The sequence below is a fragment of the Enterobacter cloacae complex sp. Mu1197 genome (assembly GCF_040059225.1).
Taxonomy (GTDB): domain Bacteria; phylum Pseudomonadota; class Gammaproteobacteria; order Enterobacterales; family Enterobacteriaceae; genus Enterobacter; species Enterobacter quasiroggenkampii.
Genome location: NZ_CP157375.1, coordinates 2,603,245 through 2,629,663 on the forward strand (window position 1 = coordinate 2,603,245; position 26,419 = coordinate 2,629,663).

Annotated in this window: 23 protein-coding genes and 1 other annotated feature; of the genes, 9 read left to right on the top strand and 14 right to left on the bottom strand. The window is 54.0% G+C overall.

The window, feature by feature from the left end; translation table 11 throughout:
• Positions 1-85 precede the first annotated feature (85 nt).
• The 5 genes from yciH to pgpB form a co-directional block, all read right to left on the bottom strand.
• Positions 86-412 carry a stress response translation initiation inhibitor YciH gene (yciH, locus tag ABFV38_RS12320; RefSeq protein WP_045908885.1) on the bottom strand — a complete coding sequence of 109 codons (327 nt, stop codon included), beginning with the start codon at positions 410-412 and terminating at the stop codon, positions 86-88.
• Entirely contained in the window at positions 412-1,149 is a 738-nt protein-coding gene (gene pyrF / locus ABFV38_RS12325) for an orotidine-5'-phosphate decarboxylase (RefSeq protein WP_235404048.1), read from the bottom strand. The genes yciH and pyrF overlap by 1 nt, the downstream gene beginning before the upstream one ends.
• 185 nt (positions 1,150-1,334) lie before the next feature.
• Positions 1,335-2,504: a lipopolysaccharide assembly protein LapB gene (lapB, locus tag ABFV38_RS12330; protein WP_048029769.1), complete on the bottom strand. Its 1,170-nt coding sequence runs from the start codon at positions 2,502-2,504 to the stop codon at positions 1,335-1,337.
• A gap of 6 nt (positions 2,505-2,510) precedes the next feature.
• The gene (locus ABFV38_RS12335; protein WP_008501212.1) at positions 2,511-2,819 is read right to left on the bottom strand and encodes a LapA family protein; all 309 of its coding nucleotides are present in this window, start codon (positions 2,817-2,819) and stop codon (positions 2,511-2,513) included.
• A gap of 148 nt (positions 2,820-2,967) precedes the next feature.
• Positions 2,968-3,735 (bottom strand): phosphatidylglycerophosphatase B, encoded by a 768-nt coding sequence (pgpB, locus tag ABFV38_RS12340; protein WP_348957344.1) that lies wholly within the window; start codon positions 3,733-3,735, stop codon positions 2,968-2,970.
• Positions 3,736-3,932: 197 nt separating this feature from the next.
• Between pgpB and ribA the strand changes: the two genes are divergently transcribed.
• A complete protein-coding gene (ribA, locus tag ABFV38_RS12345; protein ID WP_008501210.1) occupies positions 3,933-4,523 on the top strand; it encodes a GTP cyclohydrolase II in 591 nt (196 codons plus the stop codon).
• Between the two features lie 182 nt (positions 4,524-4,705).
• Here ribA and acnA read toward each other — a convergent pair whose 3' ends face one another.
• From acnA to topA, 5 genes are all read right to left on the bottom strand, one after another.
• Entirely contained in the window at positions 4,706-7,381 is a 2,676-nt protein-coding gene (acnA, locus tag ABFV38_RS12350) for an aconitate hydratase AcnA (RefSeq protein ID WP_032674926.1), read from the bottom strand.
• Between the two features lie 161 nt (positions 7,382-7,542).
• Positions 7,543-7,641: a small membrane protein YmiC gene (ymiC, locus tag ABFV38_RS12355; protein ID WP_032623144.1), complete on the bottom strand. Its 99-nt coding sequence runs from the start codon at positions 7,639-7,641 to the stop codon at positions 7,543-7,545.
• Between the two features lie 310 nt (positions 7,642-7,951).
• Positions 7,952-8,092 carry a YmiA family putative membrane protein gene (locus tag ABFV38_RS12360; RefSeq protein WP_213327741.1) on the bottom strand — a complete coding sequence of 47 codons (141 nt, stop codon included), beginning with the start codon at positions 8,090-8,092 and terminating at the stop codon, positions 7,952-7,954.
• Positions 8,093-8,430: 338 nt separating this feature from the next.
• Positions 8,431-9,405 (bottom strand): HTH-type transcriptional regulator CysB, encoded by a 975-nt coding sequence (gene cysB, locus ABFV38_RS12365; protein WP_008502814.1) that lies wholly within the window; start codon positions 9,403-9,405, stop codon positions 8,431-8,433.
• Positions 9,406-9,592: 187 nt separating this feature from the next.
• Positions 9,593-12,190 (bottom strand): type I DNA topoisomerase, encoded by a 2,598-nt coding sequence (gene topA, locus ABFV38_RS12370; protein ID WP_059365098.1) that lies wholly within the window; start codon positions 12,188-12,190, stop codon positions 9,593-9,595.
• A gap of 399 nt (positions 12,191-12,589) precedes the next feature.
• Here topA and ABFV38_RS12375 point away from each other — a divergent pair, with 399 nt between their 5' ends.
• Positions 12,590-12,841: a YciN family protein gene (locus tag ABFV38_RS12375; protein ID WP_003856804.1), complete on the top strand. Its 252-nt coding sequence runs from the start codon at positions 12,590-12,592 to the stop codon at positions 12,839-12,841.
• Between the two features lie 34 nt (positions 12,842-12,875).
• Here the strand turns inward: ABFV38_RS12375 and sohB are convergent, their stop codons facing one another.
• Positions 12,876-13,922 (bottom strand): protease SohB, encoded by a 1,047-nt coding sequence (gene sohB, locus ABFV38_RS12380; RefSeq protein WP_167211111.1) that lies wholly within the window; start codon positions 13,920-13,922, stop codon positions 12,876-12,878.
• A 251-nt stretch (positions 13,923-14,173) separates the two neighbouring features.
• Between sohB and ABFV38_RS12385 the strand changes: the two genes are divergently transcribed.
• A complete protein-coding gene (locus ABFV38_RS12385) occupies positions 14,174-14,935 on the top strand; it encodes a YciK family oxidoreductase (RefSeq protein WP_348957345.1) in 762 nt (253 codons plus the stop codon).
• The gene (cobO, locus tag ABFV38_RS12390; protein WP_045908891.1) at positions 14,932-15,522 is read left to right on the top strand and encodes a cob(I)yrinic acid a,c-diamide adenosyltransferase; all 591 of its coding nucleotides are present in this window, start codon (positions 14,932-14,934) and stop codon (positions 15,520-15,522) included. Before ABFV38_RS12385 ends, cobO begins: the two co-directional genes overlap by 4 nt.
• Before the next feature lie 35 nt (positions 15,523-15,557).
• On the opposite strand, the gene rluB is transcribed toward cobO, so the two are convergent.
• Positions 15,558-16,433 carry a 23S rRNA pseudouridine(2605) synthase RluB gene (gene rluB / locus ABFV38_RS12395; protein WP_348957346.1) on the bottom strand — a complete coding sequence of 292 codons (876 nt, stop codon included), beginning with the start codon at positions 16,431-16,433 and terminating at the stop codon, positions 15,558-15,560.
• A gap of 1,215 nt (positions 16,434-17,648) precedes the next feature.
• Between rluB and ABFV38_RS12400 the strand changes: the two genes are divergently transcribed.
• Positions 17,649-19,049 carry a PAAR domain-containing protein gene (locus tag ABFV38_RS12400; protein WP_348957347.1) on the top strand — a complete coding sequence of 467 codons (1,401 nt, stop codon included), beginning with the start codon at positions 17,649-17,651 and terminating at the stop codon, positions 19,047-19,049.
• Positions 19,046-19,444 (top strand): hypothetical protein, encoded by a 399-nt coding sequence (locus ABFV38_RS12405; RefSeq protein ID WP_348957348.1) that lies wholly within the window; start codon positions 19,046-19,048, stop codon positions 19,442-19,444. Before ABFV38_RS12400 ends, ABFV38_RS12405 begins: the two co-directional genes overlap by 4 nt.
• A gap of 671 nt (positions 19,445-20,115) precedes the next feature.
• On the opposite strand, the gene ABFV38_RS12410 is transcribed toward ABFV38_RS12405, so the two are convergent.
• Both ABFV38_RS12410 and rnm read right to left on the bottom strand, forming a co-directional pair.
• Entirely contained in the window at positions 20,116-20,736 is a 621-nt protein-coding gene (locus ABFV38_RS12410; RefSeq protein WP_003856793.1) for an L-threonylcarbamoyladenylate synthase, read from the bottom strand.
• Entirely contained in the window at positions 20,733-21,614 is an 882-nt protein-coding gene (rnm, locus tag ABFV38_RS12415; RefSeq protein WP_045908893.1) for an RNase AM, read from the bottom strand. The genes ABFV38_RS12410 and rnm overlap by 4 nt, the downstream gene beginning before the upstream one ends.
• A gap of 160 nt (positions 21,615-21,774) precedes the next feature.
• Positions 21,775-21,868, top strand: a sequence feature (Trp leader region).
• A gap of 25 nt (positions 21,869-21,893) precedes the next feature.
• On the opposite strand from rnm, the gene ABFV38_RS12420 reads away from it, so the two are divergent.
• The 3 genes from ABFV38_RS12420 to trpCF are packed head-to-tail and all read left to right on the top strand — an operon-like array spanning position 21,894 to position 26,413.
• Positions 21,894-23,456, top strand: coding sequence for an anthranilate synthase component 1 (locus ABFV38_RS12420; RefSeq protein WP_348957349.1), 1,563 nt, complete (start codon positions 21,894-21,896; stop codon positions 23,454-23,456).
• Positions 23,456-25,051, top strand: coding sequence for a bifunctional anthranilate synthase glutamate amidotransferase component TrpG/anthranilate phosphoribosyltransferase TrpD (trpD, locus tag ABFV38_RS12425; protein ID WP_008502806.1), 1,596 nt, complete (start codon positions 23,456-23,458; stop codon positions 25,049-25,051). The genes ABFV38_RS12420 and trpD overlap by 1 nt, the downstream gene beginning before the upstream one ends.
• A gap of 3 nt (positions 25,052-25,054) precedes the next feature.
• The gene (gene trpCF, locus ABFV38_RS12430) at positions 25,055-26,413 is read left to right on the top strand and encodes a bifunctional indole-3-glycerol-phosphate synthase TrpC/phosphoribosylanthranilate isomerase TrpF (protein ID WP_348957350.1); all 1,359 of its coding nucleotides are present in this window, start codon (positions 25,055-25,057) and stop codon (positions 26,411-26,413) included.
• Positions 26,414-26,419: the final 6 nt, after the last annotated feature.

Consider the following 26,419-nt stretch of genomic DNA (forward strand, 5'->3'; position numbering starts at 1 on the left):
GATATTGCGATATTTAAACGCATTTCAGGTCTGACATACGCACGTATATAACACGAGCCACGGCATTTGCCGTGGCTCATTTATTTTAGCCGCCTGCCAGTTTAACTTTCATGCCTTTGGCTTCCAGCAGTGATTTTATTAAATCACGTTTATCACCCTGGATTTCAATAACCCCGTCCTTTACGGCACCGCCGCAGCCACATTTCTTTTTCAGCTCGGCAGCCAGCTTAGTCAGTTCTGCATCATCCAGATCAATGCCGGAGATAAGGCAGACCCCTTTCCCCTTACGTCCGCTGGTTTGACGCTGGATTCGAACGATACCATCACCCTTTGGACGCTCCACTTTGGCTTTCGGTTCGTCTATCCGCCCGGAATCGGTTGAGTAGACCAGGCGGCTGTTGGAATCGGTCATTACGCCCCCTTGTTCAGCGATGCATTGATAGCCTTAAGCGTCTCAGCCGGGTTTGCAGACTGCGTCACCGGACGCCCGATAACCATATAGTCTACGCCCGCCGCCAGCGCCTGCTCAGGCGTCATAATGCGGCGCTGATCGCCCACGTCGCTGCCCGCAGGGCGGATACCTGGCGTGACGAGTTTAAAATCCTGGCCCAGTGCTGATTTGAAACGTACCGCTTCCTGCGCGGAGCAGACAACGCCATCCAGGCCGCACTGCTGCGTCAAACGGGCGAGACGTTCAGCATGCTCCGCAGGTGACAACGTCACGCCGAGGTCACGTAAATCATTTTCATCCATGCTGGTCAGCACAGTGACGGCGATCAGCAGCGGCGCGTCCTTACCGAACGGCAGGAGCGCCTCACGAGCGGCGGTCATCATTCTTGCCCCACCCGACGCATGGACGTTGACCATCCATACACCCAACTCTGCGGCTGCAGCAACGGCGTGGGCCGTGGTATTCGGAATATCATGGAATTTGAGGTCGAGGAAAACGTCAAAGCCGCGCTGTTGCAGATCGCGAACGATTTGCGGTCCAAACAGCGTGAACATCTCTTTGCCAACTTTCAGACGGCAGTCGCGAGGGTCGATACCGTCGACAAACGCCAGTGCAGCGTCACGCTTATTGTAATCAAGCGCAACAACAACAGGAGAATCCGTAATTACGCGGGAAGTGGAGGATGTAACAGACGTCATGACCAGCCCTTTTCGTCTATGGGCGCGCAGCGGCGCGGAACAGATAAACGGCCAGCATTCTACCTGCCGCCGCCGCAAATTGACAGAAGCCATTTATGTCCCTGCCAGGCTGGCAAACCGCACGGTGTTGAGAAAGTGCTAAAAGCTATCAGTATGTTGTAACTAAAGTGAAGGCTTTTAAAAAATCACTGCCCGTCCAGGCCGCGGATTGGCTTGATGGTTGACCAGGCCCGGCATGAAGGACAATGCCAGTAGAGGGTATAGGCGGTAAAACCACACTTCTGGCAACGGTAGCGCGGCTTGCTGCGTACCTGTTCGCCAACCATGTCGCGCAGCACCATCAGGCTCTCTTTGGCGCGCCCTTCTTCCGCGTCGTTCAGGTGGTAATCCATCAGCTTGTGGAAGACCCGCATCGTCGGATGACGCTGAAGCTGTCGGGTGATATAGACTTGCGCGGTGTCGCCACCCTCATACTGCTCAACAACGTCAGCGAGCATCAGTTCCGCGGTTGCGCCGGTATTCTCTTCCACGCAGCGACGCAGGAACGCCACCCACTCTTCCCGCTTGTCCAGCTGTTGATAGCAGGTTTGCAGCATCTCCAGTGTTTCACTGACCAGTTCTTTGTCCTGGTCGATAACCCGCAGCAGGCTTTCAACGGCTTTGGCATAATCGCCATTCGCCATAAAGACGCGCCCCATCATGATAGAGATACGGGCGCTGTTGCGGTCCGCGGCGGCACCTTTCTTCAGCAACGTCATGGCCTTATCCATGTCGTCGTTGCCCATCTGCTGAAGGGCAAGTTCACAGTAGAAATGGGCTATCTCAACGCGCTGCTTATCTTTACCCAGCTTCACCAGACGTTCGGCCGTATCAATGGCTTTTTGCCAGTCGCTGGTGGCCTGATAAATCTGCAGGAGCTGCTGCAACGCGCCGATGCGGAAATCTGTTTCATCCACCAGCTGAGCGAACATATCTTCAGCGCGATCGTACAACCCCGCGGCCATGTAATCTCGTCCCAGCTGTTGTACGGCCAGGAGTCGTTGATCGTAGGTCAGCGAGGCGCTTTCCATCAGGGTCTGGTGAATACGAATGGCGCGGTCAACCTCGCCGCGCGAGCGGAACAGGTTACCCAGGGTAAGATGCGCTTCAACGGTCCCCGTATCCTCTTTCAGCATGTCGAGGAACAGGTCCACCGCTTTGTCCTGCTGATTGCTCAGGAGGAAGTTGACCCCCGCAACGTAGTCGCGGGAGAGTCGGTTGGCCTCATCCTGTTTTGTTTGTTGCGCACTTCTGCGGCCCATATACCAGCCATAGGCTGCGGCGACAGGCAAAAGCAGAAACAACAACTCCAGCATCGTCGATTATTCCTTCACGACCGGCACGCCAGAGCTTTCCGGCATGTCGGACGCAGGCGCAATGTGATGTTCGAGTCGTTTGATTTTACGTTCTGCGCGCGCAAGCGAAACACGGACTTTTAACCAGAACAAACCGCAAACCAGCCAGCCAATGGCAAAGCCTGCAGCAAATAAGACCGCGAGCAGGCTCGACACACGGTATTCACCCTGAGCCAGCAGATAGTTAAACGTCACCTGCTGATCGTTTTGTGCACCCAATGTGACTGAAATGACAAAAATCGCCAATACCAGTAAGAAAATGAGTAAATATTTCACATTACTTCCCGTTATGTGGTTCAAGCGAATAAAGTGTGTTCAACTTAACGCAATCAGCCTTATAAACTACCATTTTAGTGACGGGCGCGAAACGGAAAAAGTGACGCGCACGTCATGGATCTATGGGCAAAATGCGGAATATCAACCGTCAGGCGTCCGTTTGGTCCCTTTCGGCTATTTCTTCTTTCTCTTCCGGCGGTGGCGTTAGCGGGCCGCAGAATCGTTCAGCCAGCCAGGTCGCCAGCATCACCAGCAGCCACGAGATGAGCGTGGCAACGACCAGATCCCGTGGCCAGTGCATCCCCAGCAGTAAGCGGCTGCCCATGACCGCCGTCGCCCAGACCAGCAGAATCACGATAGTGACCGTACGACGTCTTGGCCAAAGCAGCCCAACCCCCAGCAGCGCCCAGCTGGCGGCAAACATGGTATGGCCAGAAGGAAACGCGAACCCGGTCTCTTTCTGCCAGTGTTTTCGCAAGAATTTCGGGATATCTTGCTGTTCCGCAAGCTGATCTTTGACCAGCGCGCCGCGATCTTTACGCTTTAAAGTGTAGAACTCATCCACCGGAACATGGTGCGTTTTTTCCAGCCAGACGACAAAAGGACGCGGCTCCTGAACGCGATCTTTCACCCAGGATTTTACGCCCTGACCGATAAGGATAGCGCCACCGAGGATAGCAAAGAGCATCAGCGCCGCGCGCAGACGAAAGCGCAGGCACCACAGAAACCAGGCGCAGAGGAGAACGTGGGTAATAATTCCCCAGGGCTGGGTGACCGTTTCCGTAATCCAGTATAACGTTTTCAACCACGTGGCGTTCTGCCCGGGCTGCCACATCCACCCGGAAAGCCATACGGCCAAAGGCATAATCAGTAAAATGGCCGCACCTGCTGCCGTACGTCTGGCGATTGAATGCATGTCTTCTCCTTTTTCGCTAAGCGTCACAATCATAACTGAAATTTATTCACCTGGTGGAGATGTCGGATCGTGCGTTTAACGTTCATATAGCATGGTGCCCATTAGGCGAACATGCTGAGCTTGTGGCAAAATAAACTGATACAGAAAGCAAAACAGGGCACAGGCACGAAACGTGTCAGCCTACTCTGGAGAATCACATGCAGCTTAAACGTGTGGCAGAAGCCAAACTGCCAACCCCATGGGGCGATTTCCTGATGGTGGGTTTTGAAGAACTGGCAACCGGACAGGATCATGTCGCACTGGTGTATGGCGACATTTCAGGGCAGACACCGGTGCTGTCCCGCGTCCATTCAGAGTGTCTCACCGGCGATGCGTTGTTCAGCCTGCGCTGTGATTGCGGTTTCCAGCTGGAAGCAGCCCTTTCTCATATTGCTGAAGAAGGCCGCGGCGTGCTGCTTTATCACCGTCAGGAAGGGCGTAATATTGGTTTGCTGAATAAAATTCGCGCCTACGCGCTTCAGGACCAGGGCTACGATACGGTTGAAGCGAACCATCAGCTCGGTTTTGCCGCTGACGAACGTGATTTCACCCTGTGCGCCGATATGTTCAAGCTGCTGGGCGTGGACGAAGTACGTCTGTTGACCAATAACCCGAAAAAAGTGGAGATCCTGACCGAAGCCGGGATCAACATCGTTGAACGCGTACCGCTGATTGTCGGCCGTAACCCGAAAAACGCCCACTACCTTGATACCAAAGCCGCCAAAATGGGCCATCTGCTGAAAGAGTGATGCTAACTGAAATTGATGACAAGCCCTGTTATCAACAGCTTAGCCGTTTTTTGCCGGGTGACGCTGCGCTTACCCGGCCTACTGTAATTTGTAGGCCCGTGCAAGCGTAGCGCCGCCGGGCGAAACGTACATCAAGCACTTTGTCAGCAGTCTGAGCCCGGCACGCGTGCCGGGCTCGTTCATCAATCCAGCATCTTACGAATCACGTAATGTAAAATGCCGTCGTTCTGGTAGTAGGTCAGCTCGGTTGCCGTATCAATACGGCACCGGCAATCCAGCACCTCGGTTTTCCCGTCTGCCCGCGTTAACGTCACCGGCACCGTTTTACCCGGCTGCAGGTTTTGCAGGCCGCTAATGTCAATCTGCTCTTCCCCGGTCAGGCCCAGCGTTTTACGCGTCACGCCCTGCGGGAACTCAAGCGGCAGGATCCCCATGCCAATCAGATTCGAACGGTGAATACGTTCGAACGATTCGGCGATGACCACCCGAACGCCAAGCAGGCGCGGACCTTTCGCCGCCCAGTCGCGGCTGGAGCCGGAACCGTATTCTTTCCCGGCAATCACCGCCAGCGGCGTCCCTTCCTGTTGGTATTTAACGGCCGCATCATAGATCGACACAACTTCCGTTCCAGGCAGATGACGCGTCATGCCCCCTTCCACACCTGGCACCATTTCGTTACGAATGCGGATGTTGGCAAAGGTCCCGCGCATCATGACTTCATGGTTACCGCGGCGCGAGCCGTAAGAGTTAAAATCGCGGCGTTCGACACCCCGGCTTTGCAGGTAACGGCCTGCCGGGCTATCGGCTTTGATGCTCCCCGCCGGAGAGATATGATCCGTCGTGACGGAATCCCCCAGCATAGCCAGGATACGCGCGCCATGGATATCCTTAAGCGGCGCGGGCTCGGCCTGCATCTCATCAAAGAACGGCGACAGACGAATATAGGTCGAGTCATCCTGCCAGCCATAGGTATCCGAACCTGCAACATTGATGGCTTTCCATTCCGGCGTCCCCTCAAAGACTTCCGCGTACTCTTTGCGGAACATTTCGGTAGAGACCTTCTCAACGGCCAGCGCGATTTCTCGCGAGGATGGCCAGATATCTTTCAGATAGACAGGGTCATTCTTGCGATCGTGACCAATCGGATCGGTCACCAGGTTGATATTCATGTTCCCTGCGAGAGCGTACGCCACGACCAGCGGCGGCGAAGCAAGCCAGTTGGTTTTTACCAACGGATGAATGCGCCCTTCGAAGTTTCGGTTACCGGAAAGAACGGCGCCTACCGTCAGGTCACCCTGCTTGATCGCCGTTTCGATGGGTTCAGGCAGTGGCCCGGAGTTACCAATACAGGTCGTACAGCCGTAGCCCACGAGGTTAAAGCCCAGCTCGTCCAGGTACGGCGTCAGTTTGGCCTGAGCCAGGTAATCCGACACCACTTTGGATCCCGGCGCCAGCGAGGCCTTAACCCACGGCTGAGGTTTTAACCCAAGCTCGACCGCCTTTTTAGCCAGCAGACCGGCTGCCATCAATACGCTGGGGTTGGACGTGTTGGTGCAGGAGGTAATGGCGGCAATAACAACCGCGCCATCCGGAAGCTGATACTGATGCCCGTTCAGAACATAGTCGACGGGACGATGGTCTTTCTGCGCCACGTTCACTTCCAGGGCATTGCTGGCGGCAAACGCTTTCGGCACGTCAGACAACGCAACCCGATCCTGCGGACGTTTCGGCCCCGCGAGGCTCGCTTCGACGCTTCCCATATCAAGTTCAAGCGTGCTGGTGAAAACAGGCTCATCGCCCGGATTGCGCCACATGCCCTGCGCTTTGGTATACGCTTCCACCAGCGCGACCTGCTCTTCGCTGCGGCCGCTAAGGCGCATGTACTCCAGCGTGACGTCGTCAATGGGGAAAAAGCCGCAGGTGGCACCGTATTCCGGCGCCATATTGGCAATGGTGGCGCGGTCGGCCAGCGGCAGCGAATCCAGACCGTCACCGTAGAATTCAACAAACTTGCCCACCACGCCATGCTTACGCAGCATCTGGGTGACGGTCAGCACCAGATCGGTGGCGGTAATGCCTTCAGAAAGCTTTCCGGTCAGCTTGAAGCCCACCACATCCGGGATAAGCATGGATACCGGCTGGCCGAGCATGGCGGCTTCCGCTTCAATACCGCCGACGCCCCAGCCCAGCACGCCCAGACCGTTGATCATGGTGGTATGCGAATCCGTGCCCACCAGGGTGTCCGGATAAGCGACCCACTCTTTATCCTGCAATTCGCTCCAGACGGCTTTACCCAGATATTCAAGGTTCACCTGGTGGCAAATGCCGGTGCCTGGCGGGACCACGCTAAACCGACTGAACGCCTGCTGTCCCCACTTCAGAAATACGTAGCGCTCGTGGTTACGCTCCATCTCCAGACGCACGTTTTCGCCAAAGGCGTCATCATCACCGAAGTGGTCAACGGTGACGGAGTGGTCAATGACGAGGTCAACCGGGGAAAGCGGGTTAACTTTTGCCGTATCCCCGCCGAGACGCTTAACGGCTTCGCGCATCGCGGCCAAATCAACCACGGCCGGAACACCGGTAAAGTCCTGCATCAGCACCCTTGCCGGGCGGTAGGCGATTTCTCTGTCGGCATGGGCCTTCTCAAGCCACCCTGCCAGCGCCTGGATATCATCGAGCGTGACAGAATCACCGTCCTGCCAGCGCAAGAGGTTTTCCAGTAAAACTTTCAATGACTTGGGTAAACGCGAAATGTCCCCAAGCGTTCTGGCAGCCAGCGGCAGGCTGTAGTAGTGCCAGGTTTTATTTTCTGCCTGTAATGTGTCCTTACTGGCTTCGCGTAGGGTTAACGACATAAGCTCCTCCTTAATCACAGAGATGCCCTGACAATCATCAGGGCCGTAATTAAAGATAACACAAAGATGTCGTAACGTTTTGATAACAACCCAAATTGATAAATTTAGGATGGTTCCAGCGCGGGGGAACAAAAAACCCCGCCGTAGCGAGGTTTTACAATTTAGTGGAGCGCCAGCCAGATGAGCTGACTCCAGAACAGAATCGACACGGTAAAAACGCCGATCCACGACCAGTATTTGTGAGACGTCATGTTATTCATCATAGGGACACCAGGCATTATTTATAAAAATTCCGAGGTCGTTCCTCAGTGCTATATTGCTGATGTGTATTTATTAAAGAGTACAAAAGCGCAGAGTCGATATTCAGACTATTTGCATCATTACGCAATAAACTAAATTATTGTTTTTTGGGTTCGTCTTCTGCGAACACATCAATAAAAGCCTGCTGCTGCGGCGTCAGTTTCCAGGACGCGGGTACAACAGTCGCAGGTGCTTTACGCCCTCTGTGGCCGCTGTCACGATGCTGACACATCTGTTTTACCGAAGCTGTACGTACCGTCACTGACATATTTAACCCCAATATTTCCAGGCCAGGAGAGCAACCACCACCCAAAACAGGGTAGAGACGAGAAAGACCGCCAGCCAGGCTTTACGCTTGAGCGCAGGATCCCTTTGCGGTTCTTCACTTCCTGAAGGCATTGCTAACCTCATACAATCGACATCGCTTATCATTTAGGACCAAACAATTGGTACAATTAATCATCTGTTGAGATAAATCCTAAAGAAACTTTAGCCGAAAAGCCAGTGAATTTACGCACCGGGAGGTATGAAATATTCAATCTTTTGACCAGAAATAAATAATTGAAAAGAAAAATTTGCGAAGGCGTAAATTAGTTTCTACTTTTGTCGCCAATTCACGACATTATAACCTTACGTATTAAATGGATAATGACATTATATGGCAGGGGAATCGCAGATGATGATAATTCTAATTTAGCTTTGAGAGGTTATTTCGGTATCTTTCCCTGGGGGAAAGATACCGGGTGTGATTATTTTTCGGGAAGTTTGATGTCTTTAAACATCTCTTCAATATCTTCATTTGAGCGTAATGCCACGGCGGTATCAACCACATCACGCGTTAAATGCGGGGCAAAGCGCTGAATAAAATCATACATATAGCTGCGCAGGAAGGTGCTGCGGCGGAAACCAATTTTTGTGGTGCTATGGCTGAAAACGTCGTGCGCATCAAGACGCACCAGGTCAGGGTCTGACACCGGATCCACCGCCATGCTGGCTATGACGCCCACCCCCAATCCAAGCCGGACATAGGTCTTAATCACGTCGGCGTCCGTCGCGGTAAAGACAATGCGCGGCGTTAACCCTGCCCGGTTAAAGGCCGTATCAAGCTCAGAACGCCCGGTAAAGCCAAAGGTATACGTTACCAGAGGATACTGGGCCAGCTCTTCGATAGTGACCGACCCTTTACCCGCCAGGGGGTGATCGGGGGTCACCACAATAGAGCGGTTCCAGTGGTAGCACGGGAGCATGACCAGATCGTCATAGAGGTGAAGCGCTTCGGTGGCGATGGCAAAGTCTGCATTCCCCTTGGAGACGGCTTCAGCGATTTGCGTTGGCGAGCCCTGGTGCATATGCAACGAGACGCGAGGATAACGCTCGATAAAGCCTTTGATCACGCCGGGCAGCGCATAGCGCGCCTGCGTATGCGTGGTGGCAATATACAGCGAGCCTTTATCCGGCCAGGTATGCTCCCCTGCCACAGACTTAATCGCATCAACTTTGGAAAGGACTTCCCGCGCAATGCGGATGATTTCCTGCCCCGCCGGCGTCACCTGGGTAAGATGCTTACCGCTGCGGGCGAAAATCTGAATGCCTAACTCATCCTCCAGCATACGAACTTGTTTGCTGATGCCCGGTTGCGAGGTATATAACCCCTCGGCGGTAGAAGAGACGTTAAGGTTATGATTCACCACCTCAACGATATAACGAAGCTGCTGTAATTTCATGCCAGACCATCCGATTTAGCGCATGCGGTCAATCGCTTAAGACGATTTAATAATAAGAAACAGGTTAACTATAACCACTATATCATTTATAGCCTGACTGTATAGTACGGAACAAAAAATAATAACAAGGTAATAAAAAAGGGCCGGAAATCCGGCCCTTTCACAGGTAAGTTACGGTTAGGGAAGATTATTTCTTGCCTTCAACCCATTTGCCATCGACAAAGAAGGCTGACCATCCGGTCGCTTTACCCTCTTTCTCTGCCGCAACATACTGCTGCTTAGTTTTACGGCTAAACCGCACCACGGTTTTGTTGCCTTCCGGATCCTGCTGTGGCGCATCGGCCAGATAACGCAGTTTCTCCGGCAGACGATCGCGGAAGCGATGCAGCTCTTCCACCAGCGGCGCGCGGGTTTCACGCGATTTCGGGAAGGTGTTGGCGGCCAGGAAGACACCTGCCGCGCCGTCACGCAGCACGAAGTACGCGTCGGATTTCTCACACGGCAGTTCTGGCAGCGGAACCGGATCTTCCTTCGGCGGAGCCACTTCACCGTTACGCAGAATTTTGCGCGTGTTTTTACATTCGTCGTTGGTGCAGGCCATGTACTTACCGAAACGCCCCATTTTCAGGTGCATTTCAGAACCACACTTCTCGCACTCCACAATCGGGCCGTCATAGCCTTTAATGCGGAACTCGCCCTCTTCGATCTCATAACCGTCACACGTTGGGTTATTACCACACACGTGCAGCTTACGTTTTGGATCGATCAGGTAGCTGTCCATTGCCGTACCGCATTTTTTGCAGCGGCGCTTGGCACGCAGAGCGTTAGTTTCCGCATCGTCACCTTCCAGCACGTTGAGAACTTCATTCTCCGGCACCAGGTTGATGGTGGTTTTGCAGCGCTCTTTTGGCGACAGCGCATAGCCGGAGCAGCCGAGGAACACGCCCGTGGTGGCAGTACGGATCCCCATCTTGCGGCCACAGGTTGGGCAGTCGATGCTGGTCAGTACCATCTGGTTAGGCAGCATGCCGCCCTCTTCAGGGTCTTTCTCCGCTTTTTCAAGCTGGTCGGTGAAATCGCTGAAGAAGCTGTCGAGGACCTTTTTCCATTCCGCCTGGTGGCTGGCAACCTGGTCGAGACTGTCTTCCATTTGCGCGGTGAAATCGTAGTTCATCAGCTCGCGGAAGTTGGCTTCCAGACGATCGGTGACGATCTCACCCATTTTTTCCGCATAGAAACGACGGTTTTCAACACGGACGTAACCGCGATCCTGAATCGTCGAGATAATTGACGCGTAGGTCGACGGACGGCCAATACCACGTTTTTCCAGCTCTTTTACCAGAGATGCTTCACTGAAGCGTGCAGGTGGCTTGGTGAAGTGCTGAGCCGGGATCAGCTCAACCAGAGACAGTTCATCACCTTTGTTCACCGCAGGCAGCGTTCGATCTTCATCACCTTTACGCAGCGCAGGCATCACTTTCGTCCAGCCGTCGAAACGCAGAATACGACCGCGCGCCTTGAGACGGAAATCACCCGCCCCGACGGTCAGCGTGGTGGAGTCGTACTGGGCCGGGGTCATCTGGCACGCCACAAACTGACGCCAGATCAGCTGATACAGCTTCTGCGCGTCGGCTTCCATATCTTTCAGCGATTCAGCGAGCACAGAGACATCAGAAGGACGAATCGCTTCGTGCGCTTCCTGAGAATTCTCTTTGCTGGCAAACTGGTTAGCGCTTTCCGGCAGGTATTTCTTACCGAAGTTGTCGCTGATGTAGCCACGCACCATGTTGACCGCGTCCTGACTCAGGTTGGTTGAGTCGGTACGCATGTAGGTGATGTAACCTGCTTCATACAAGCGCTGGGCCATCATCATGGTTTTCTTCACGCCGTAACCCAGACGGGTGCTTGCCGCCTGTTGCAGGGTAGAGGTGATAAACGGCGCACCAGGCTTGCTGCTGGTCGGTTTGTCTTCACGTTCCAGTACCTGATAGCGTGCCTTTTCCAGCAGCGCCACGGCGGCCATGGTCTGGTCGCGGTTTTCCGGACGGAAAGGCTTATCGTTCTGATGACTTACCTGCAGCGGCAGAGCGTCACCGCCCGGCGTGGTCACATTGGCATCAACTTCCCAGAACTCTTCCGGCACGAAGGCTTTAATTTCGCGCTCACGCTCAACGACCAGACGCACGGCGACGGATTGCACGCGACCTGCGGACAGGCCACGGGCAATCTTCTTCCACAGCAGTGGAGAAACCATGTAACCCACGACGCGGTCCATAAAGCGACGCGCCTGCTGGGCGTTGACGCGGTCGATATTCAGCTCGCCCGGCTTCTCAAACGCCTGACGAATCGCATTCTTCGTAATTTCGTTAAACACTACGCGGCTGTAGCGTTTGTCATCACCCCCGATCACTTCCCGCAGGTGCCACGCAATGGCCTCCCCTTCGCGGTCAAGGTCGGTTGCGAGATAGATGTGGTCTGCTTTTTCAGCCAGCTGCTTCAGCTCGTTAACGACTTTTTCTTTCCCTGGCAGCACTTCATATTGTGCATCCCAGTTATGCCATGGGTTAACACCCATGCGGTTGACAAGCGCGCTACGTTCATCCTTTTTAGGCTTTTTAGCCCCTTTGGTGGAGGTAGAGTCTGCGCTCTTTTTGCTGGCTGAGCCACTGGTCGGCAAATCGCGGATATGACCCACGCTGGACTTAACCACGTAGTCATTACCCAGATACTTATTGATCGTTTTGGCTTTTGCCGGGGACTCAACGATGACGAGAGCTTTACCCATATTCACCTTTACCTAATTTAATTCTTCCAGGAATACGCCGCACGTTGATTTCCCTTCCGCTGACGACGAGCCAATGATATTGCGACTGCGTCAGGAGATATCAACCCCTTTGTCTTACCGGGCGTTAAAGAAAAGCCGCCCAGGTGATTGAGTTCTCGGGTATTTTTCTCACATCTCGTGTAATTCGTGACGAATTCCCGGTTGAATGTCAAGCAATTCTGTTGCCAGAATGACGAAAGCGCACACTCTACCTGATAAAATTCGTTACGCAACTTTATTAGCATGCAAAAGCAAATCCTGCCAGCCAGGCCCCTGCACCTTATCCCCTCACAATACAGGGAAAATTTGCCCCCAAAGCGCCCTCGGCGTAGACTATTGTCACTGTTTAAGGAGTGGATTATGCAGAATACGACCCAACCTATTGACCGAGCCTCTCTGCTTATCGAAGCAAACAAGCTTATTCGTGACCATGAAGATACGCTGGCAGGCATTGAAGCCACCGGCGTAGAGCAGCGAAATGGCGTGCTGGTTTTCAGCGGCGAATACTTCCTAGATGAACAGGGCTTACCGACCCCGAAAAGCACCGCCGTGTTTAACATGTTTAAATACCTGGCGCACACGCTTTCCGAGAAATATCACCTGGTCGATTAACGCAAAACGCGAGGCATAAGCCTCGCGTTTTTGTTTACAGCAGCGGTTTTTGTCCGCGCTGTAGCCAGCGGAGCAGCAGGCGGTCCGCGCTTTCTGCGGCACTGTTGGTAAAGCGGTCAAGGAGTCGCTTGCGCTGGGCAAAACGGACGCCTACCAGTTCCCGGCCTTCCATCAGGTTGAGCAGCAGATCGTCACTGGTTCCGACTTCATCCACCAGCCCTTTCTCCTGCGCCTGAACGCCGTACCAGTGCTCACCCGTCGCGACCTGCTCAATGTCCAGCGTCGGGCGCATACGGTGCACAAAGTCTTTAAAGAGATGATGCGTTTCGTTGAGATCCTCACGGAATTTTTGGCGCCCTTCTTCCGTGTTTTCACCCAGCAGCGTCAGGGTGCGTTTGTACTGACCCGCCGTGTGAAGTTCGATATCAATCTCTTTATTTTTCAGGAAGCGGTTAAAGTTCGGGATCTGCGCGACCACGCCGATCGAGCCAATAATAGAAAACGGTGCGGCCACAATTTTGTCTGCCACGCAGGCCATCATGTAGCCACCGCTCGCCGCCACTTTATCTACGGCAACGGTCAGCGGGATCTGTTTTTCACGCAGGCGCTGTAGCTGAGACGCGGCCAGGCCGTAGCCATGCACGACACCTCCCGGGCTTTCAAGACGAACAACGACCTGATCCTGCGGCGTCGCCACGGCCAGAACAGCCGTCACTTCCTCCCGCAAAGAGGACACTTCATGCGCATCCATGCTGCCCTTAAAATCGATCACGTAGACGCGGGGCGTGACCTTATCCTGTGGCGTATTGAGCTTCGCCTTTGCTTTTGCCGCTTTGGCTTCCTGTTTATGCTTTTTCTTCTGCGCTTTGAGCCACAGTTTCTGTTGATGACTGTCAAGCAGCGCCAGAGACATCTCTTCCTGCATCTCTTTATACTGCTCGCTCAGGCGGGTGATGCGTAACTCCCCACGCTGACGCTTGCGCTGCGTCAGGTTGACAATCAGAACGGCAACCACCGCAATGGCAATCACCACCGTCGCGATTTTCGCCAAAAACAACCCATATTGAGAAAGTAATTCCACGCGTTCCACCTTGATTTAACCACGAATCTTTCACGGCAGTGTACAACAGCCCTGCCCATGCGTCTCGCTCGTGACATTACCTCTGCGAGGCGCCTTCAGGAATCCCCGGTCTGGCGTTTAAATATTTGCAAATTGTTAATTTTACAGCAATGCGTCCTGTAGACTGATTGAATTATCAGGCGAATTCGGGCATAAAGCCGAAAAGTCACAAAAGAAGGCGTCTTTGAGTCACCGTGCGCCGAGGAGTCACCTTGCATTATCAACCGCAAAAAAATCTGCTGCAGAACCGCATCATTCTTGTCACTGGGGCCAGCGACGGGATTGGCCGTGAAGCGGCGCTGACCTACGCTGAGTATGGCGCGAGCGTCATCCTGACCGGCCGCAACGAAGAAAAACTTAAAGGGGTGGCGCAGGAGATTGAAGCCGCAGGTGGGATTCCTGCTCGCTGGTACACGCTCGATCTGCTCACCTGCACGCCCGCGTCATGTCAGGAGCTTGCTCACCGCATCAGCACCCATTACCCGTGCCTGGACGGCGTACTGCACAATGCCGGATTGCTTGGCGAAGTTCGCCCGATGGATGAACAGGATCCCGAGATCTGGCAGGAGGTCATGCAGGTCAACGTCAACGGGACGTTTTTCCTGACCCAGGCACTGCTTCCTTTATTACTCAAATCGGATTCGGGTTCACTGGTGTTCACCTCCTCCAGCGTAGGCCGTGAGGGGCGTGCAAACTGGGGTGCCTATGCCGTATCAAAATTCGCGACCGAAGGCATGATGCAGGTGCTGGCAGAGGAGTACCAAAGCCGCCATCTGCGCGTAAACTGCATTAACCCGGGCGGTACGCGCACCAAAATGCGCGCCAGCGCCTTCCCAACGGAAGATCCGCAGAAGCTGAAAACGCCGGCAGACATTATGCCGCTCTATCTCTGGCTAATGGGCGACGACAGCCGCCGCAAAACCGGGATGACCTTTGACGCCCAGCCAGGCCGTAAACCAGGAATATCGCAATGAGTGAAGAACGTCACCAGCAGCGCCAGCAGCGTCTGAAGGAACAGGTTGATGCGCGCGTCGCGGCCGCTCAGGATGAGCGCGGGATCGTCATCGTCTTTACCGGCAACGGCAAAGGGAAAACCACGGCCGCATTCGGCACGGCGACACGCGCCGTCGGCCACGGACAGAAGGTCGGCGTTATCCAGTTTATTAAAGGTGAGTGGCCTAACGGCGAGCGTAATCTGCTTGAGCCTCACGGCGTTGAGTTCCAGGTGATGGCGACCGGATTTACGTGGGACACCCAGAACCGCGAAACCGATACCGCAGCCTGTCTGGCCGTCTGGGAGCACGCTAAAAGAATGCTGGCCGATCCTTCACTCAATATGGTTCTGCTGGATGAGATCACCTATATGGTCGCCTACGACTATTTGCCGCTGGAAGACGTGCTTAATGCACTGAAAGACCGTCCCGCCCATCAGACGGTTATCATCACGGGCCGCGGGTGCCATCGGGATATTCTGGAACTGGCAGATACCGTCAGCGAGCTGCGTCCGGTTAAACATGCGTTTGATGCGGGCATCAAAGCGCAAATAGGGATTGATTACTAAAGAAAAAAGCCCGGTGTCTTCACCGGGCTTTTACATTAACCGTTGTTATTACGGCTGCCAGAGCGGCGGTTGCTGCTCACCTGGCTGTGACGCTTCACCGCACGGCGAATCTGGTTCGCCTTCATGCGGCGACGATCTTTCTCCACCGCCACTTTAGAGGTGGTTTCCGGCGTCAGGCCGACCAGCTCGCGCAGGTAGTTGGTCTGGGTCAGATCCAGTTCAGTATATCCCCCACGCGGCAGGCCTTTTGGCAGCAGGATGTCGCCGTAACGGACACGGATCAGGCGGCTAACCTGCACGCTTACCGCTTCCCATAGACGACGCACTTCGCGGTTGCGGCCTTCGGTCAGGGTCACGTTGTACCACTGGTTGATGCCTTCCCCACCGGTAAATTTGATGGTTTTGAACGCCGCAGGACCGTCTTCCAGCTGAACGCCACGTGACAGGTCGCGCAGTTTATTCTCGTCAACCTGGCCGAACACGCGCACGGCGTATTCACGTTCCACTTCACGGCTTGGGTGCATCAGACGGTTTGCCAGTTCACCATCGGTGGTAAACAGCAGCAGACCGCAGGTATTCACGTCCAGACGACCAACGGCAATCCAGCGAGCGCCACGCAGTTTAGGCAGACGGTCAAACACCGTCGGGCGACCTTCCGGGTCATTGCGGGTACACAGCTCGCCTTCCGGCTTGTAGTAAGCCAGCACGCGGCAGATTTGTTCAGCAGACTCTTTCACGGAGATAAGATGACCGTCGATACGGATCTTCAGCCCCGGTACGATTTCTACGCGGTCACCCAGCGTGGCGATTTTACCGTCCACACTCACGCGGCCCGCTTCAATAATGGCTTCGATTTCACGGCGTGAACCGTGGCCGGCACGCGCCAGCACTTTCTGTAACTTCTCGCTCATTGAGCTTCCTCAGGTGTCGCCTTCACAGGCGTCTGGTGTACTTTCTAAAACAACGAGTTAACGTTAAAATTAGACTAACTCGCTGATCTGTAACTATTTCATGGTACACAGCATGGCAAACAACGTGTCACACAAGCTGTCACACACAATGATTCGTGGGCGCACATACTACACTAACTTTAGACTAAATGATTCAACAAGTTTTGTGCGCTTAAGTCTCGGTACTGATAGACAAAAGCAAACAGAAATGATCATGAATCAGATCCGTCATTTCATTCCCCTTGTACAGAATGGAACGATGAGCCTCGAAGAGTTCAAACGTAAAATTTAGAGCTACCGAGCCGCCACTAAGCAAGACTTTGACAATTATCTTCTACATGCACTCGAAAGGGATGTTGCCGAAGTCGAGCGTCTGTTGGAGTTAGGACCGTTGCACAGAAACATAAATCCTGCTTCTCCATTATCTGCTTCTTATACCATTGAAGCCGCAAAAGGCTATTCGGAAGCTCACTTCCAACGCATGGTAAATGGTAGCGTTTAGACAGCAAACGAAGTGCTTGCAAGTCTTCACATGAAGAAACTTGAACTTTCCAAGGATGATTTGCCCCTTGCGAATCATGTAGGTGCTGCACTTGATATGAGCTGAATCGCCAAATGCAAGCGTCTGTTTTACCTGCTAGATTGCAGAAGCCGCTAAAGCTATCGGGATTCATGGCACTGTATCGGCGCACAACTTCCGCAAAGCTGGCGGGAATGCCATCTACAAGCGTTCTGCAAACAACATCGTTTTAGCTATGACCGTGCTCAATCACAGCAACATCACCGATACCAGGCGCTATCTGGATGTAAACAAGCAAGCCGTTAGCCGTGTGATCAATGAGATGGATTTATAAGGAGATGCGTATGAAACATCTGGTGCTCACGCTGGTGTTAGTGCCAGTCCTCGCCCGTGCTGGACGCATAACCTTAATTCTTAGTGACGAGCAGGAGACAGACAACGCAAAGGTCTGCATCTATAGCAACGCAAATTATACAGAGACAGTGCCGTTCAGACCGTCCGAACAGTGCAAATACACCAGGACATTCGTGGAGCACTAACCCCCTTTACTGGTTGTTACGAAACGTAGTTTCACTTAGGTCAAATACTTGTTGTTCATATGGTTATTGCTTGTAAAATGACCTCCGTGATTATTTCCATAACAGGTAGAGGGCGCTATGGCGACAGGTATTGTTTTATGTCAGGGGGACAGAACTTCATGCGGAGGAAGGATAGTTGCAGGCTCCGCACTGGGTATTGCCTTCGGTAAACCGATAGCGAAAGAAGGTGATCCTGTAACCTGTGGCAAAGATGGCAACACATACAAGATTATCGGCGGGATCTCAATTTTTACGGATGGTGCAGATGACAGACGTGTAGCAGGGTCGCTCGATAGCTATAGTTCATGCCCTTGTAAGGCAAAAATACGTCCTTCCAATGCTTACCCCATGTATGAAAAAGAAGAACCAAAGGCATTTAGAAATGTAGGCTTAGCGGCAGTGGCTCCACTATCCGCCTCACTCACTTCAAACGCATACTCAGAACCAGAACAACACGCCCAGACAGCGAAAAAGAAAACAGGCATCGACGCAGGTTTTGCCGTTCTCCCCTGTGGCGGGACTACAGAAGCGTGGCAACGTCTGCTATTTACAGAAAACCCGCCAGCAGGAGCAAAGGAGCTATTCTCTACGCTGAACGGCCCGGATGAAAGATACAAAACGGGTTCGATTATGCTTCTGGTTGATCCAGAAAAACAGGACGACGAGCAAATCGCCCACATTAAAGCCGCGAAAGCGCGAGTCGATGCGGCGTTAGAACCGCTGACAATTCAGGAAGCTAACTTCCTGCATAAACATAAAGACACCATTGATCTTTTTACCTCTCAAGCCAGTACGACAACAGGGATCGCCTCAGAAGCTGCGGGAAAATACTTTGAGAAGATCGAGAGTGTTCTGACCAAGATTCAGCAAGCATACAAAAATCAGTACATCACCAGCGGATCACTGATCAGTGAACAATTTTATGTTCAGAGACGGCAACTGTTCGGTGAACTCGATAGCATTCTAACGGATTTCACGCGTCACAAACTGGCATTGCAGGACTACCCAGACATTAAACGGGCGTTGGGACTTTCAACCAGTTCGATTACACATCGCTGGAATCAGACCGGAGTTGCAGATATTGAGGGCTACGCCACTTTCATCGAGAAAGCTGCAAAGTATGTGAAAATGATGAAAACAGCGGGCTATGTCGGAATCGCTCTTGATGGCGTGAACAGGCTGGATAAGATTTACGAAGCCTGCACAGTCGGGTCTGACTGCGAGAAAACGGCGTATACCGAGGTTGGAAGTTTTGGTATGAGCATCGGAGGCGGTGTATTCGCAGGTTCACTCGCATCAGGGGGAGCCTCTGCAACCGTTTGTTCTTTTGTCTTGGGCGCATTAACTATTGAAGCAGCTGGTGCGGGAATGTTGGCTTGCGGTGTAATCTTCACTGGCGCGGCTGGATATGCCGGGGGAGAAATGGGAGGAAAACTCGGCGAAACATTAGGTGAAAAAGTTTATGAGGTAACAAAATGACCGTTACCGCATCTGATGCTCTACTTTTCATCATTTCAGGAGCAATGATGATCGCTTTAGTTTCGATGGTTATCATCTCCATTCTGAACAAAAAGCGATTCCTTGAGGTCTGCCGCTTGTATGAAGCCAAGTTTGGAACTTTGCCCCTTGCCGCAGCACTATTGAAAGATGCTGACGTCATTGGATTTACAGCAGGGTACACAACCAAAATGGACTTCATCATTCATCCGTTGATCTATGGAAAAAAATCCATCCATAGCAAGAACGATGATGTTGCATTCATCAGAGACTTACCAGCAAAAATCAGATACTGGTTTATTGCGGAATTTGTTTGCTCAGTGATTGGTTTGGTTGCATTGCTTCTCGGTGGTGTGTGGCTTTGGGTCAACAAATGACCAATCTACCATCAGATCTAATCATCTGCGGATTTGGAGGGTTAAGCCTTGTCTGCGGTATCGCCGTCGCGTTGCTCTCATTTATCAACAAAAGCGCTTCTCCGCGATCTGTATGCTGTATAAAGAAAAGTTTGGTTCTCTCCCGGCAGGGGCTATTATTTTCGACAAAGCGGGCTCGATAGGATTTAACTCAGGTTACGCCACAAAGATCAACTTTATCGTAAATCCATTAATCTTTGGTTCAAAAATTGGTTTATCGTCGAGTACGCTTTCTCTGTTTTAGGATTGCTATCAATCATTATCGCCGGGTCTGTTCTGTACTTCCGATAAACACCCAAAGCCAAGCCAGCAATCATGCTGGCTTGCAATTAGCACATAGCGATCCCTCACTTCCACCAGCTTCTCCCGAATCAAAGAAGTCCGTTGATGATACCTGCTTATTGGCGCAGACGTTGAAGCCTGCCAGAGAATAGAAAACGGTTTGCATGAAGGATGGGAGTCAACGTGCTGCTAAAGCTGCCACACAAAGCGATGATCGCCATTCGCGCACTTAGAATAATACATTGATTAATAATGATTTTATTATACTTGCGCGCCTTCACAGGCGTCGAATCAGGTCAAAACAGGGCTGAGCCCTGCTTTGATGGCCGCATAATATATCTGCTTATACTTTACAAGAAAGGCTTTACGTCACCCACGCCTTCTCGAATCACTTCCGGTGCATCTTCGGTTAAGTCGACCACGGTGGTCGGCTGCTGGCCGAGATAACCGCCATGAATAATCAGCTCGACCACCTTCTCCAGACGATCTTTGATCTCTTCCGGATCGGACTCGGTAAACTCGCTGCCCGGCAGCATCAGCGAGGTAGAGAGCATCGGCTCGCCGAGGGTTTCCAGCAGCGCCTGCGCAATCGGGTTCGACGGCACGCGCATGCCGATAGTCTTACGCTTTTCCTGCAGCAGGCGGCGCGGCACCTCTTTCGTCCCTTTCAGGATGAAGGTGTAGTTGCCCGGCGTGTTGTTCTTGATCAGGCGAAACGCCACGTTATCCACATAAGCATAGGTGGACAGCTCAGAGAGATCGCGGCACATCAGGGTAAAGTTATGGCCGTCCGGCAGTTGGCGAATACGGCAAATGCGTTCCATCGCCCCTTTATCTTCGATTTTGCAGCCCAGCGCGTAGCCTGAATCGGTCGGGTAGACAATCACGCCGCCTTTGCGGACGATCTCCACGGCCTGGTTAATCAGACGTGGCTGCGGGTTATCCGGATGGATATAGAAAAACTGACTCATACTTCCCTCTCTTCAATTTGCTGCGGCTGTTCCCAGAGCTGCCAGACCGGCTCAACGCCAGCAGGCAGCCAGAGCTTGCGCCCCAGTTCGATCCAGGCGCAGGGCTGATGGAAATCAGAACCCTGTGAGCCAAGCAGACCGTACTGTCGGGCATAGGTCGCGAGCTGCGCGCGCTCATTGGGCGCCTGCTGACACTGGGCGACTTCCATCGCCTCACCACCGTTTTCGGCAAAGTGCGCCAGCAGCCTTTTCAGCCATTTAGCAGAAAGATTATACCGCCCCGGATGGGCCAGCACGGCCTTACCGCCAGAATGATGAATCACATCAATAGCTTGTTTTATTGTACACCACTGTGGCGGAACGTATCCGGTTTTCCCGCGCGCCAGATACTTTTTAAAGACATCCGCCATCGTCGTGGCCTTACCCGCCTCTACCAGAAAACGGGCGAAATGACCGCGCGTGACCGCCCCGCCGTTCGCCAGCTTTTGGGCACCTTCCAGTGCGCCCGGAATATGCGCCTTTTCCAGACGTTCGCCGATCATCTCCGCGCGCTGGTTGCGGCGCGTTTTTTGTTCTTGCAAAAAAGCAGTCAGTGCCGGATGGTCTATATCGATGTTCAGGCCAACGATATGAATCTCATGGTTTTCCCAGACGGTCGAAATTTCGACACCGGAGACCAGATTAAGCGCCAGCCCGCTGCGGGCGATCTCGGCGCGCGCCGCCGGAATGGCATCCGTCGTATCGTGATCGGTTATCGCCAGCGTACCGACGCGCATTTCAACGGCACGATGAACCAGGGCTTCGGGTGTCAGCAGGCCATCAGAGGCCTGAGTATGGCTGTGTAAATCATAAATAATAGCGTAGGTGGTATCGCTCAAAGCACTTCCTATAACAGGTTGGAGACATCCGAAACCATCATGATACCGACTTATATCGAAATTCTGAAATCAAGGGTTGACAACACGCCATCGAACTAGTTAACTAGTACGCAAGTTCACACGAGAAAGGTATCTGAAAATGACAGCACATTTCACTCTGCACGGTTGGTGGCGTACTTCCTGATCATCGGGCAGTGTCACGCGTCTGCGAAATGCAAACAGATACCCGCCCGCTACCCAGCGGGCTTTTTTTTGAACAGAATAAATGAGAACACCAACATGCAAACAGCCAAACCCCATCTCGAATTGCTGACCTGCGAGGCGGCCTATCGCCACAACCCGACCGCGCTGTTTCATCAGGTGTGCGGGGCACGCCCGGCAACGCTGCTGCTGGAATCTGCGGACATTGACAGCAAGGACGATCTCAAAAGCCTGCTGCTGGTCGACAGCGCGTTGCGCATTACCGCTATAGGTGACACTGTCACAATCAAAGCCTTATCAGACAACGGCGCATCGCTGCTGCCGCTGCTGGATGCCGCCCTGCCTTCAGGCATCGAAAACGAACGTCATCCAGAAATGCGTATTCTGCATTTCCCGCCGGTTAGCCAGTTGCTGGATGAAGACGCGCGCCTGTGCTCCCTTTCCGTCTTTGATGCCTTCCGCCTGCTGCAGAACCTGGTCACCGTTCCGCACGATGAGCGTGAAGCGATGTTCTTTGGCGGGCTGTTTGCCTACGACCTGGTCGCCGGATTTGAAGATTTACCGGAAACCGAGCAGGGCAATCGCTGCCCGGACTATTGCTTCTATCTGGCCGAAACCCTGCTGGTGATCGACCATCAGAAACAGTACACCCGTATCCAGGCCAGCCTGTTCACGCCTTCGACCGCTGAGAAAAACCGTCTTGAGCACCGTATCGCGCAGCTTCAGCAGCAGATGACGGAAGCGCCACCTGCACTGCCGGTACAGCGCGTGGAAAAAATGACCTGCGATGTGAACCAGACCGACGATCAGTACGGTGCCGTGGTTCGCCAGATGCAAAAAGCGATTCGCGCCGGGGAAATTTTCCAGGTTGTACCGTCCCGTCGCTTCTCTCTGCCCTGCCCGTCTCCGCTGGCCGCTTACGACGTGCTGAAAAAGAGCAACCCAAGCCCGTACATGTTCTTTATGCAGGACAATGACTTCACGCTGTTCGGCGCCTCGCCGGAAAGCTCGCTGAAATATGACGCCACCAGCCGTCAGATTGAAATTTACCCGATCGCCGGAACCCGTCCACGTGGACGTCGCGCAGACGGCTCGCTGGATCGCGATCTCGACAGCCGCATCGAGCTGGAAATGCGCACCGACCATAAAGAGCTCTCCGAGCACCTGATGCTGGTTGACCTGGCGCGTAACGATCTGGCTCGTATTTGCACCCCAGGCAGCCGCTACGTGGCGGACCTGACTAAAGTCGACCGCTATTCGTTCGTGATGCACCTGGTCTCCCGCGTGGTCGGTGAGCTGCGCCAGGACCTCGACGTGCTGCACGCCTACCGCGCCTGCATGAACATGGGCACCCTGAGCGGTGCGCCGAAAGTGCGCGCCATGCAGCTGATTGCCGCCGCCGAAGGGCGTCGTCGCGGCAGCTACGGCGGCGCGGTGGGTTACTTCACCGCCCATGGTGACCTCGATACCTGCATCGTGATCCGCTCCGCCTATGTTGAAGACGGTATTGCCACCGTCCAGGCGGGTGCCGGGATTGTTCTTGATTCTGTTCCGCAGTCTGAAGCTGACGAAACGCGCAGCAAAGCCCGTGCGGTCCTTCGCGCCATTGCTACCGCACACCACGCACAGGAGATTTTCTGATGGCTGACATTCTGCTGCTCGATAATATCGACTCCTTTACCTACAACCTGGCAGATCAGCTGCGTGCGAATGGCCATAACGTCGTTATCTATCGTAACCATGTACCGGCGCAGACCCTGATTGACCGTCTGGCCACCATGCAAAACCCGGTGCTGATGCTCTCTCCGGGGCCAGGCGCGCCGAGCGAAGCGGGCTGTATGCCGGAGTTGCTGACCCGTATGCGCGGCAAGCTGCCGATTATCGGCATCTGCCTCGGTCATCAGGCGATTGTTGAAGCCTATGGCGGCTACGTTGGCCAGGCGGGTGAAATCCTCCACGGTAAAGCGTCCAGCATCGAACATGACGGCCAGGCGATGTTTGCCGGGCTGCCGAATCCGCTCCCGGTCGCGCGCTACCACTCGCTGGTCGGCAGCAACATTCCGGCCGGGCTGACGATCAACGCCTCGTTTGAAGGGATGGTGATGGCGGTACGTCACGACGCGGATCGCGTCTGCGGGATGCAGTTCCATCCGGAATCCATCCTGACCTCCCACGGTGCCCGCCTGCTGGAGCAGACCCTCGACTGGGCGTTACAGAAGCTGGAGCAGACCAACACCCTGCAGCCGATTCTGGAAAAACTGTATCAGGCGCAAACCCTGAGCCAGCAGGAGAGCCACCAGCTCTTCTCCGCCGTGGTTCGCGGTGAGCTGAAGCCGGAACAGCTGGCGGCCGCGCTGGTGAGCATGAAGGTTCGCGGTGAAAGCCCCCAGGAGATCGCCGGTGCCGCCACGGCCCTGCTGGAAAATGCCGCCCCGTTCCCGCGTCCGGACTATCCGTTTGCCGATATCGTCGGCACCGGCGGTGACGGCAGCAACAGTATCAATATTTCAACCGCCAGCGCCTTTGTGGCCGCAGCGTGTGGTCTGAAAGTGGCGAAACACGGTAACCGCAGCGTGTCCAGCCGGTCAGGCTCGTCTGATTTACTCGCGGCATTCGGCATTAATCTCGATATGAACGCCGAACGTTCCCGTGAAGCGCTGGATGACCTGGGCGTCTGCTTCCTGTTTGCGCCGAAGTATCACACCGGTTTCCGCCACGCAATGCCGGTTCGTCAGCAGCTTAAAACCCGCACCCTGTTTAACGTGCTCGGCCCCCTGATCAACCCGGCCCATCCGCCGCTGGCGCTGATCGGTGTCTACAGTCCGGAACTGGTCCTGCCGATTGCAGAGACGCTGCGCGTGCTGGGTTACCAGCGTGCCGCCGTGGTGCACAGCGGCGGAATGGATGAAGTGTCACTGCATGCGCCGACGCTGGTAGCCGAACTGCGCGACGGTGAAATCCTGAGCTACCAGCTGGAAGCCGCTGACTTTGGTTTAACCCCGTATCACCAGGAAGCGCTGGCCGGCGGTACCCCGGAAGAAAACCGTGACATTCTGACGCGCTTATTACAAGGTAAGGGAGAGGTTGCCCATGAGGCCGCCGTTGCTGCCAACGTCGCCATGCTGATGCGTTTGCACGGCGAGGAAGACCTGAAGGCCAACGTTCAAAAAGTTCTGGATGTACTGCGCTCCGGTGCAGCTTACGATCGCGTTACCGCACTTGCGGCAAGAGGGTAAAGAATGCAGACCGTTTTAGCGAAAATCGTTGCCGATAAGGCCATCTGGGTGGAAGCCCGCAAGCAACAGCAGCCGCTTGCCAGTTTTCAGAATGACGTCGTCCCGAGCAGCCGTCGTTTCTATGACGCCCTGCAGGGTGCGCGCACCGCGTTTATTCTTGAGTGCAAAAAAGCGTCTCCGTCTAAAGGCGTTATCCGTGACGATTTCGACCCGGCGCGTATTGCCGGCATTTATAAGCATCATGCGTCCGCTATCTCCGTGCTGACGGATGAGAAATATTTTCAGGGTAGCTTCGATTTTCTGCCGATCGTCAGCGGTATCGCGCCGCAGCCGATCCTGTGCAAAGACTTTATCATCGACCCGTATCAGATCTGGCTGGCGCGCTTTTACCAGGCTGACGCCTGCCTGCTGATGCTCTCGGTGCTTGACGACGAGCAGTATCGCCAGCTCTCTGCCGTCGCGCACAGCCTGAAAATGTGCGTGCTGACCGAAGTGAGTAATGAAGAGGAGCTGGAGCGTGCGATTGCGCTGGAAGCCAAAGTGGTAGGCATTAATAACCGCGATCTGCGTGACCTGTCCATTGACCTGAACCGCACGCGCCAGCTGGCACCGCGTCTGGGATCTGGCGTCACGGTGATCAGCGAATCCGGCATTAACAGCTACGCTCAGGTGCGCGAGCTGAGCCACTTCGCCAACGGTTTCCTGATTGGCTCCGCCATGATGGAACATGACGATCTCAATGCGGCAGTACGTCGCGTGCTGCTGGGTGAAAACAAAGTCTGCGGCTTAACCCGCGAACAGGACGCCCAGGCCGCGTATGAAGCCGGAGCGATTTTTGGCGGGCTGATTTTTGTGGATTCCTCTCCTCGCGCGGTCAGCGAAGAGCAGGCGCGTAAGGTCATCGCCGCGGCACCACTCAGCTATGTTGGCGTGTTCCGCAATGCGGATATCGCAGAGGTGGTTGAAAAAGCCGACGCGTTATCCCTGAGCGCAGTGCAGCTTCACGGCGATGAAGATCAGGCCTATATCGATGCCCTGCGCGCCACGCTGGCACCGCAGGTACAGATCTGGAAAGCGCAACGCGTTGACGATACGTTGCCCCCGCGTAACCTGAACCACGTGGATAAATACGTCCTCGATAACGGCCAGGGCGGAACCGGCCAGCGTTTTGACTGGTCCTTGCTGAACGGCGAAAAGCTGGACAACGTCCTGCTGGCGGGCGGTTTAAGCCCGGACAACTGTGTAGAAGCCGCGAAAACCGGCTGCGCAGGCCTCGATTTCAATTCAGGCGTAGAGTCCCAGCCGGGTATTAAAGATGCCAGCAAACTGGCCTCGGTTTTTAAAACTCTGCGTGCATATTAAGGAAGA

Excerpts from the sequence above, each read along its gene's own strand:
- cobO (WP_045908891.1), top strand. The coding sequence starts at position 14,932 with ATGAGTGAAGAACGTCACCAGCAGCGCCAGCAGCGTCTGAAGGAACAG.
- ABFV38_RS12410 (WP_003856793.1), bottom strand. The coding sequence starts at position 20,736 with ATGAGTCAGTTTTTCTATATCCATCCGGATAACCCGCAGCCACGTCTG.
- trpD (WP_008502806.1), top strand. The coding sequence starts at position 23,456 with ATGGCTGACATTCTGCTGCTCGATAATATCGACTCCTTTACCTACAAC.
- topA (WP_059365098.1), bottom strand. The coding sequence starts at position 12,190 with ATGGGTAAAGCTCTCGTCATCGTTGAGTCCCCGGCAAAAGCCAAAACG.
- ribA (WP_008501210.1), top strand. The coding sequence starts at position 3,933 with ATGCAGCTTAAACGTGTGGCAGAAGCCAAACTGCCAACCCCATGGGGC.
- rluB (WP_348957346.1), bottom strand. The coding sequence starts at position 16,433 with ATGAGCGAGAAGTTACAGAAAGTGCTGGCGCGTGCCGGCCACGGTTCA.
- cysB (WP_008502814.1), bottom strand. The coding sequence starts at position 9,405 with ATGAAATTACAGCAGCTTCGTTATATCGTTGAGGTGGTGAATCATAAC.
- acnA (WP_032674926.1), bottom strand. The coding sequence starts at position 7,381 with ATGTCGTTAACCCTACGCGAAGCCAGTAAGGACACATTACAGGCAGAA.
- ABFV38_RS12400 (WP_348957347.1), top strand. The coding sequence starts at position 17,649 with ATGGCGACAGGTATTGTTTTATGTCAGGGGGACAGAACTTCATGCGGA.
- ABFV38_RS12420 (WP_348957349.1), top strand. The coding sequence starts at position 21,894 with ATGCAAACAGCCAAACCCCATCTCGAATTGCTGACCTGCGAGGCGGCC.
- lapB (WP_048029769.1), bottom strand. The coding sequence starts at position 2,504 with ATGCTGGAGTTGTTGTTTCTGCTTTTGCCTGTCGCCGCAGCCTATGGC.
- pyrF (WP_235404048.1), bottom strand. The coding sequence starts at position 1,149 with ATGACGTCTGTTACATCCTCCACTTCCCGCGTAATTACGGATTCTCCT.
- pgpB (WP_348957344.1), bottom strand. The coding sequence starts at position 3,735 with ATGCATTCAATCGCCAGACGTACGGCAGCAGGTGCGGCCATTTTACTG.
- ABFV38_RS12405 (WP_348957348.1), top strand. The coding sequence starts at position 19,046 with ATGACCGTTACCGCATCTGATGCTCTACTTTTCATCATTTCAGGAGCA.
- trpCF (WP_348957350.1), top strand. The coding sequence starts at position 25,055 with ATGCAGACCGTTTTAGCGAAAATCGTTGCCGATAAGGCCATCTGGGTG.
- ABFV38_RS12375 (WP_003856804.1), top strand. The coding sequence starts at position 12,590 with ATGCAGAATACGACCCAACCTATTGACCGAGCCTCTCTGCTTATCGAA.
- ymiC (WP_032623144.1), bottom strand. The coding sequence starts at position 7,641 with ATGAATAACATGACGTCTCACAAATACTGGTCGTGGATCGGCGTTTTT.
- ABFV38_RS12360 (WP_213327741.1), bottom strand. The coding sequence starts at position 8,092 with ATGAGGTTAGCAATGCCTTCAGGAAGTGAAGAACCGCAAAGGGATCCT.
- yciH (WP_045908885.1), bottom strand. The coding sequence starts at position 412 with ATGACCGATTCCAACAGCCGCCTGGTCTACTCAACCGATTCCGGGCGG.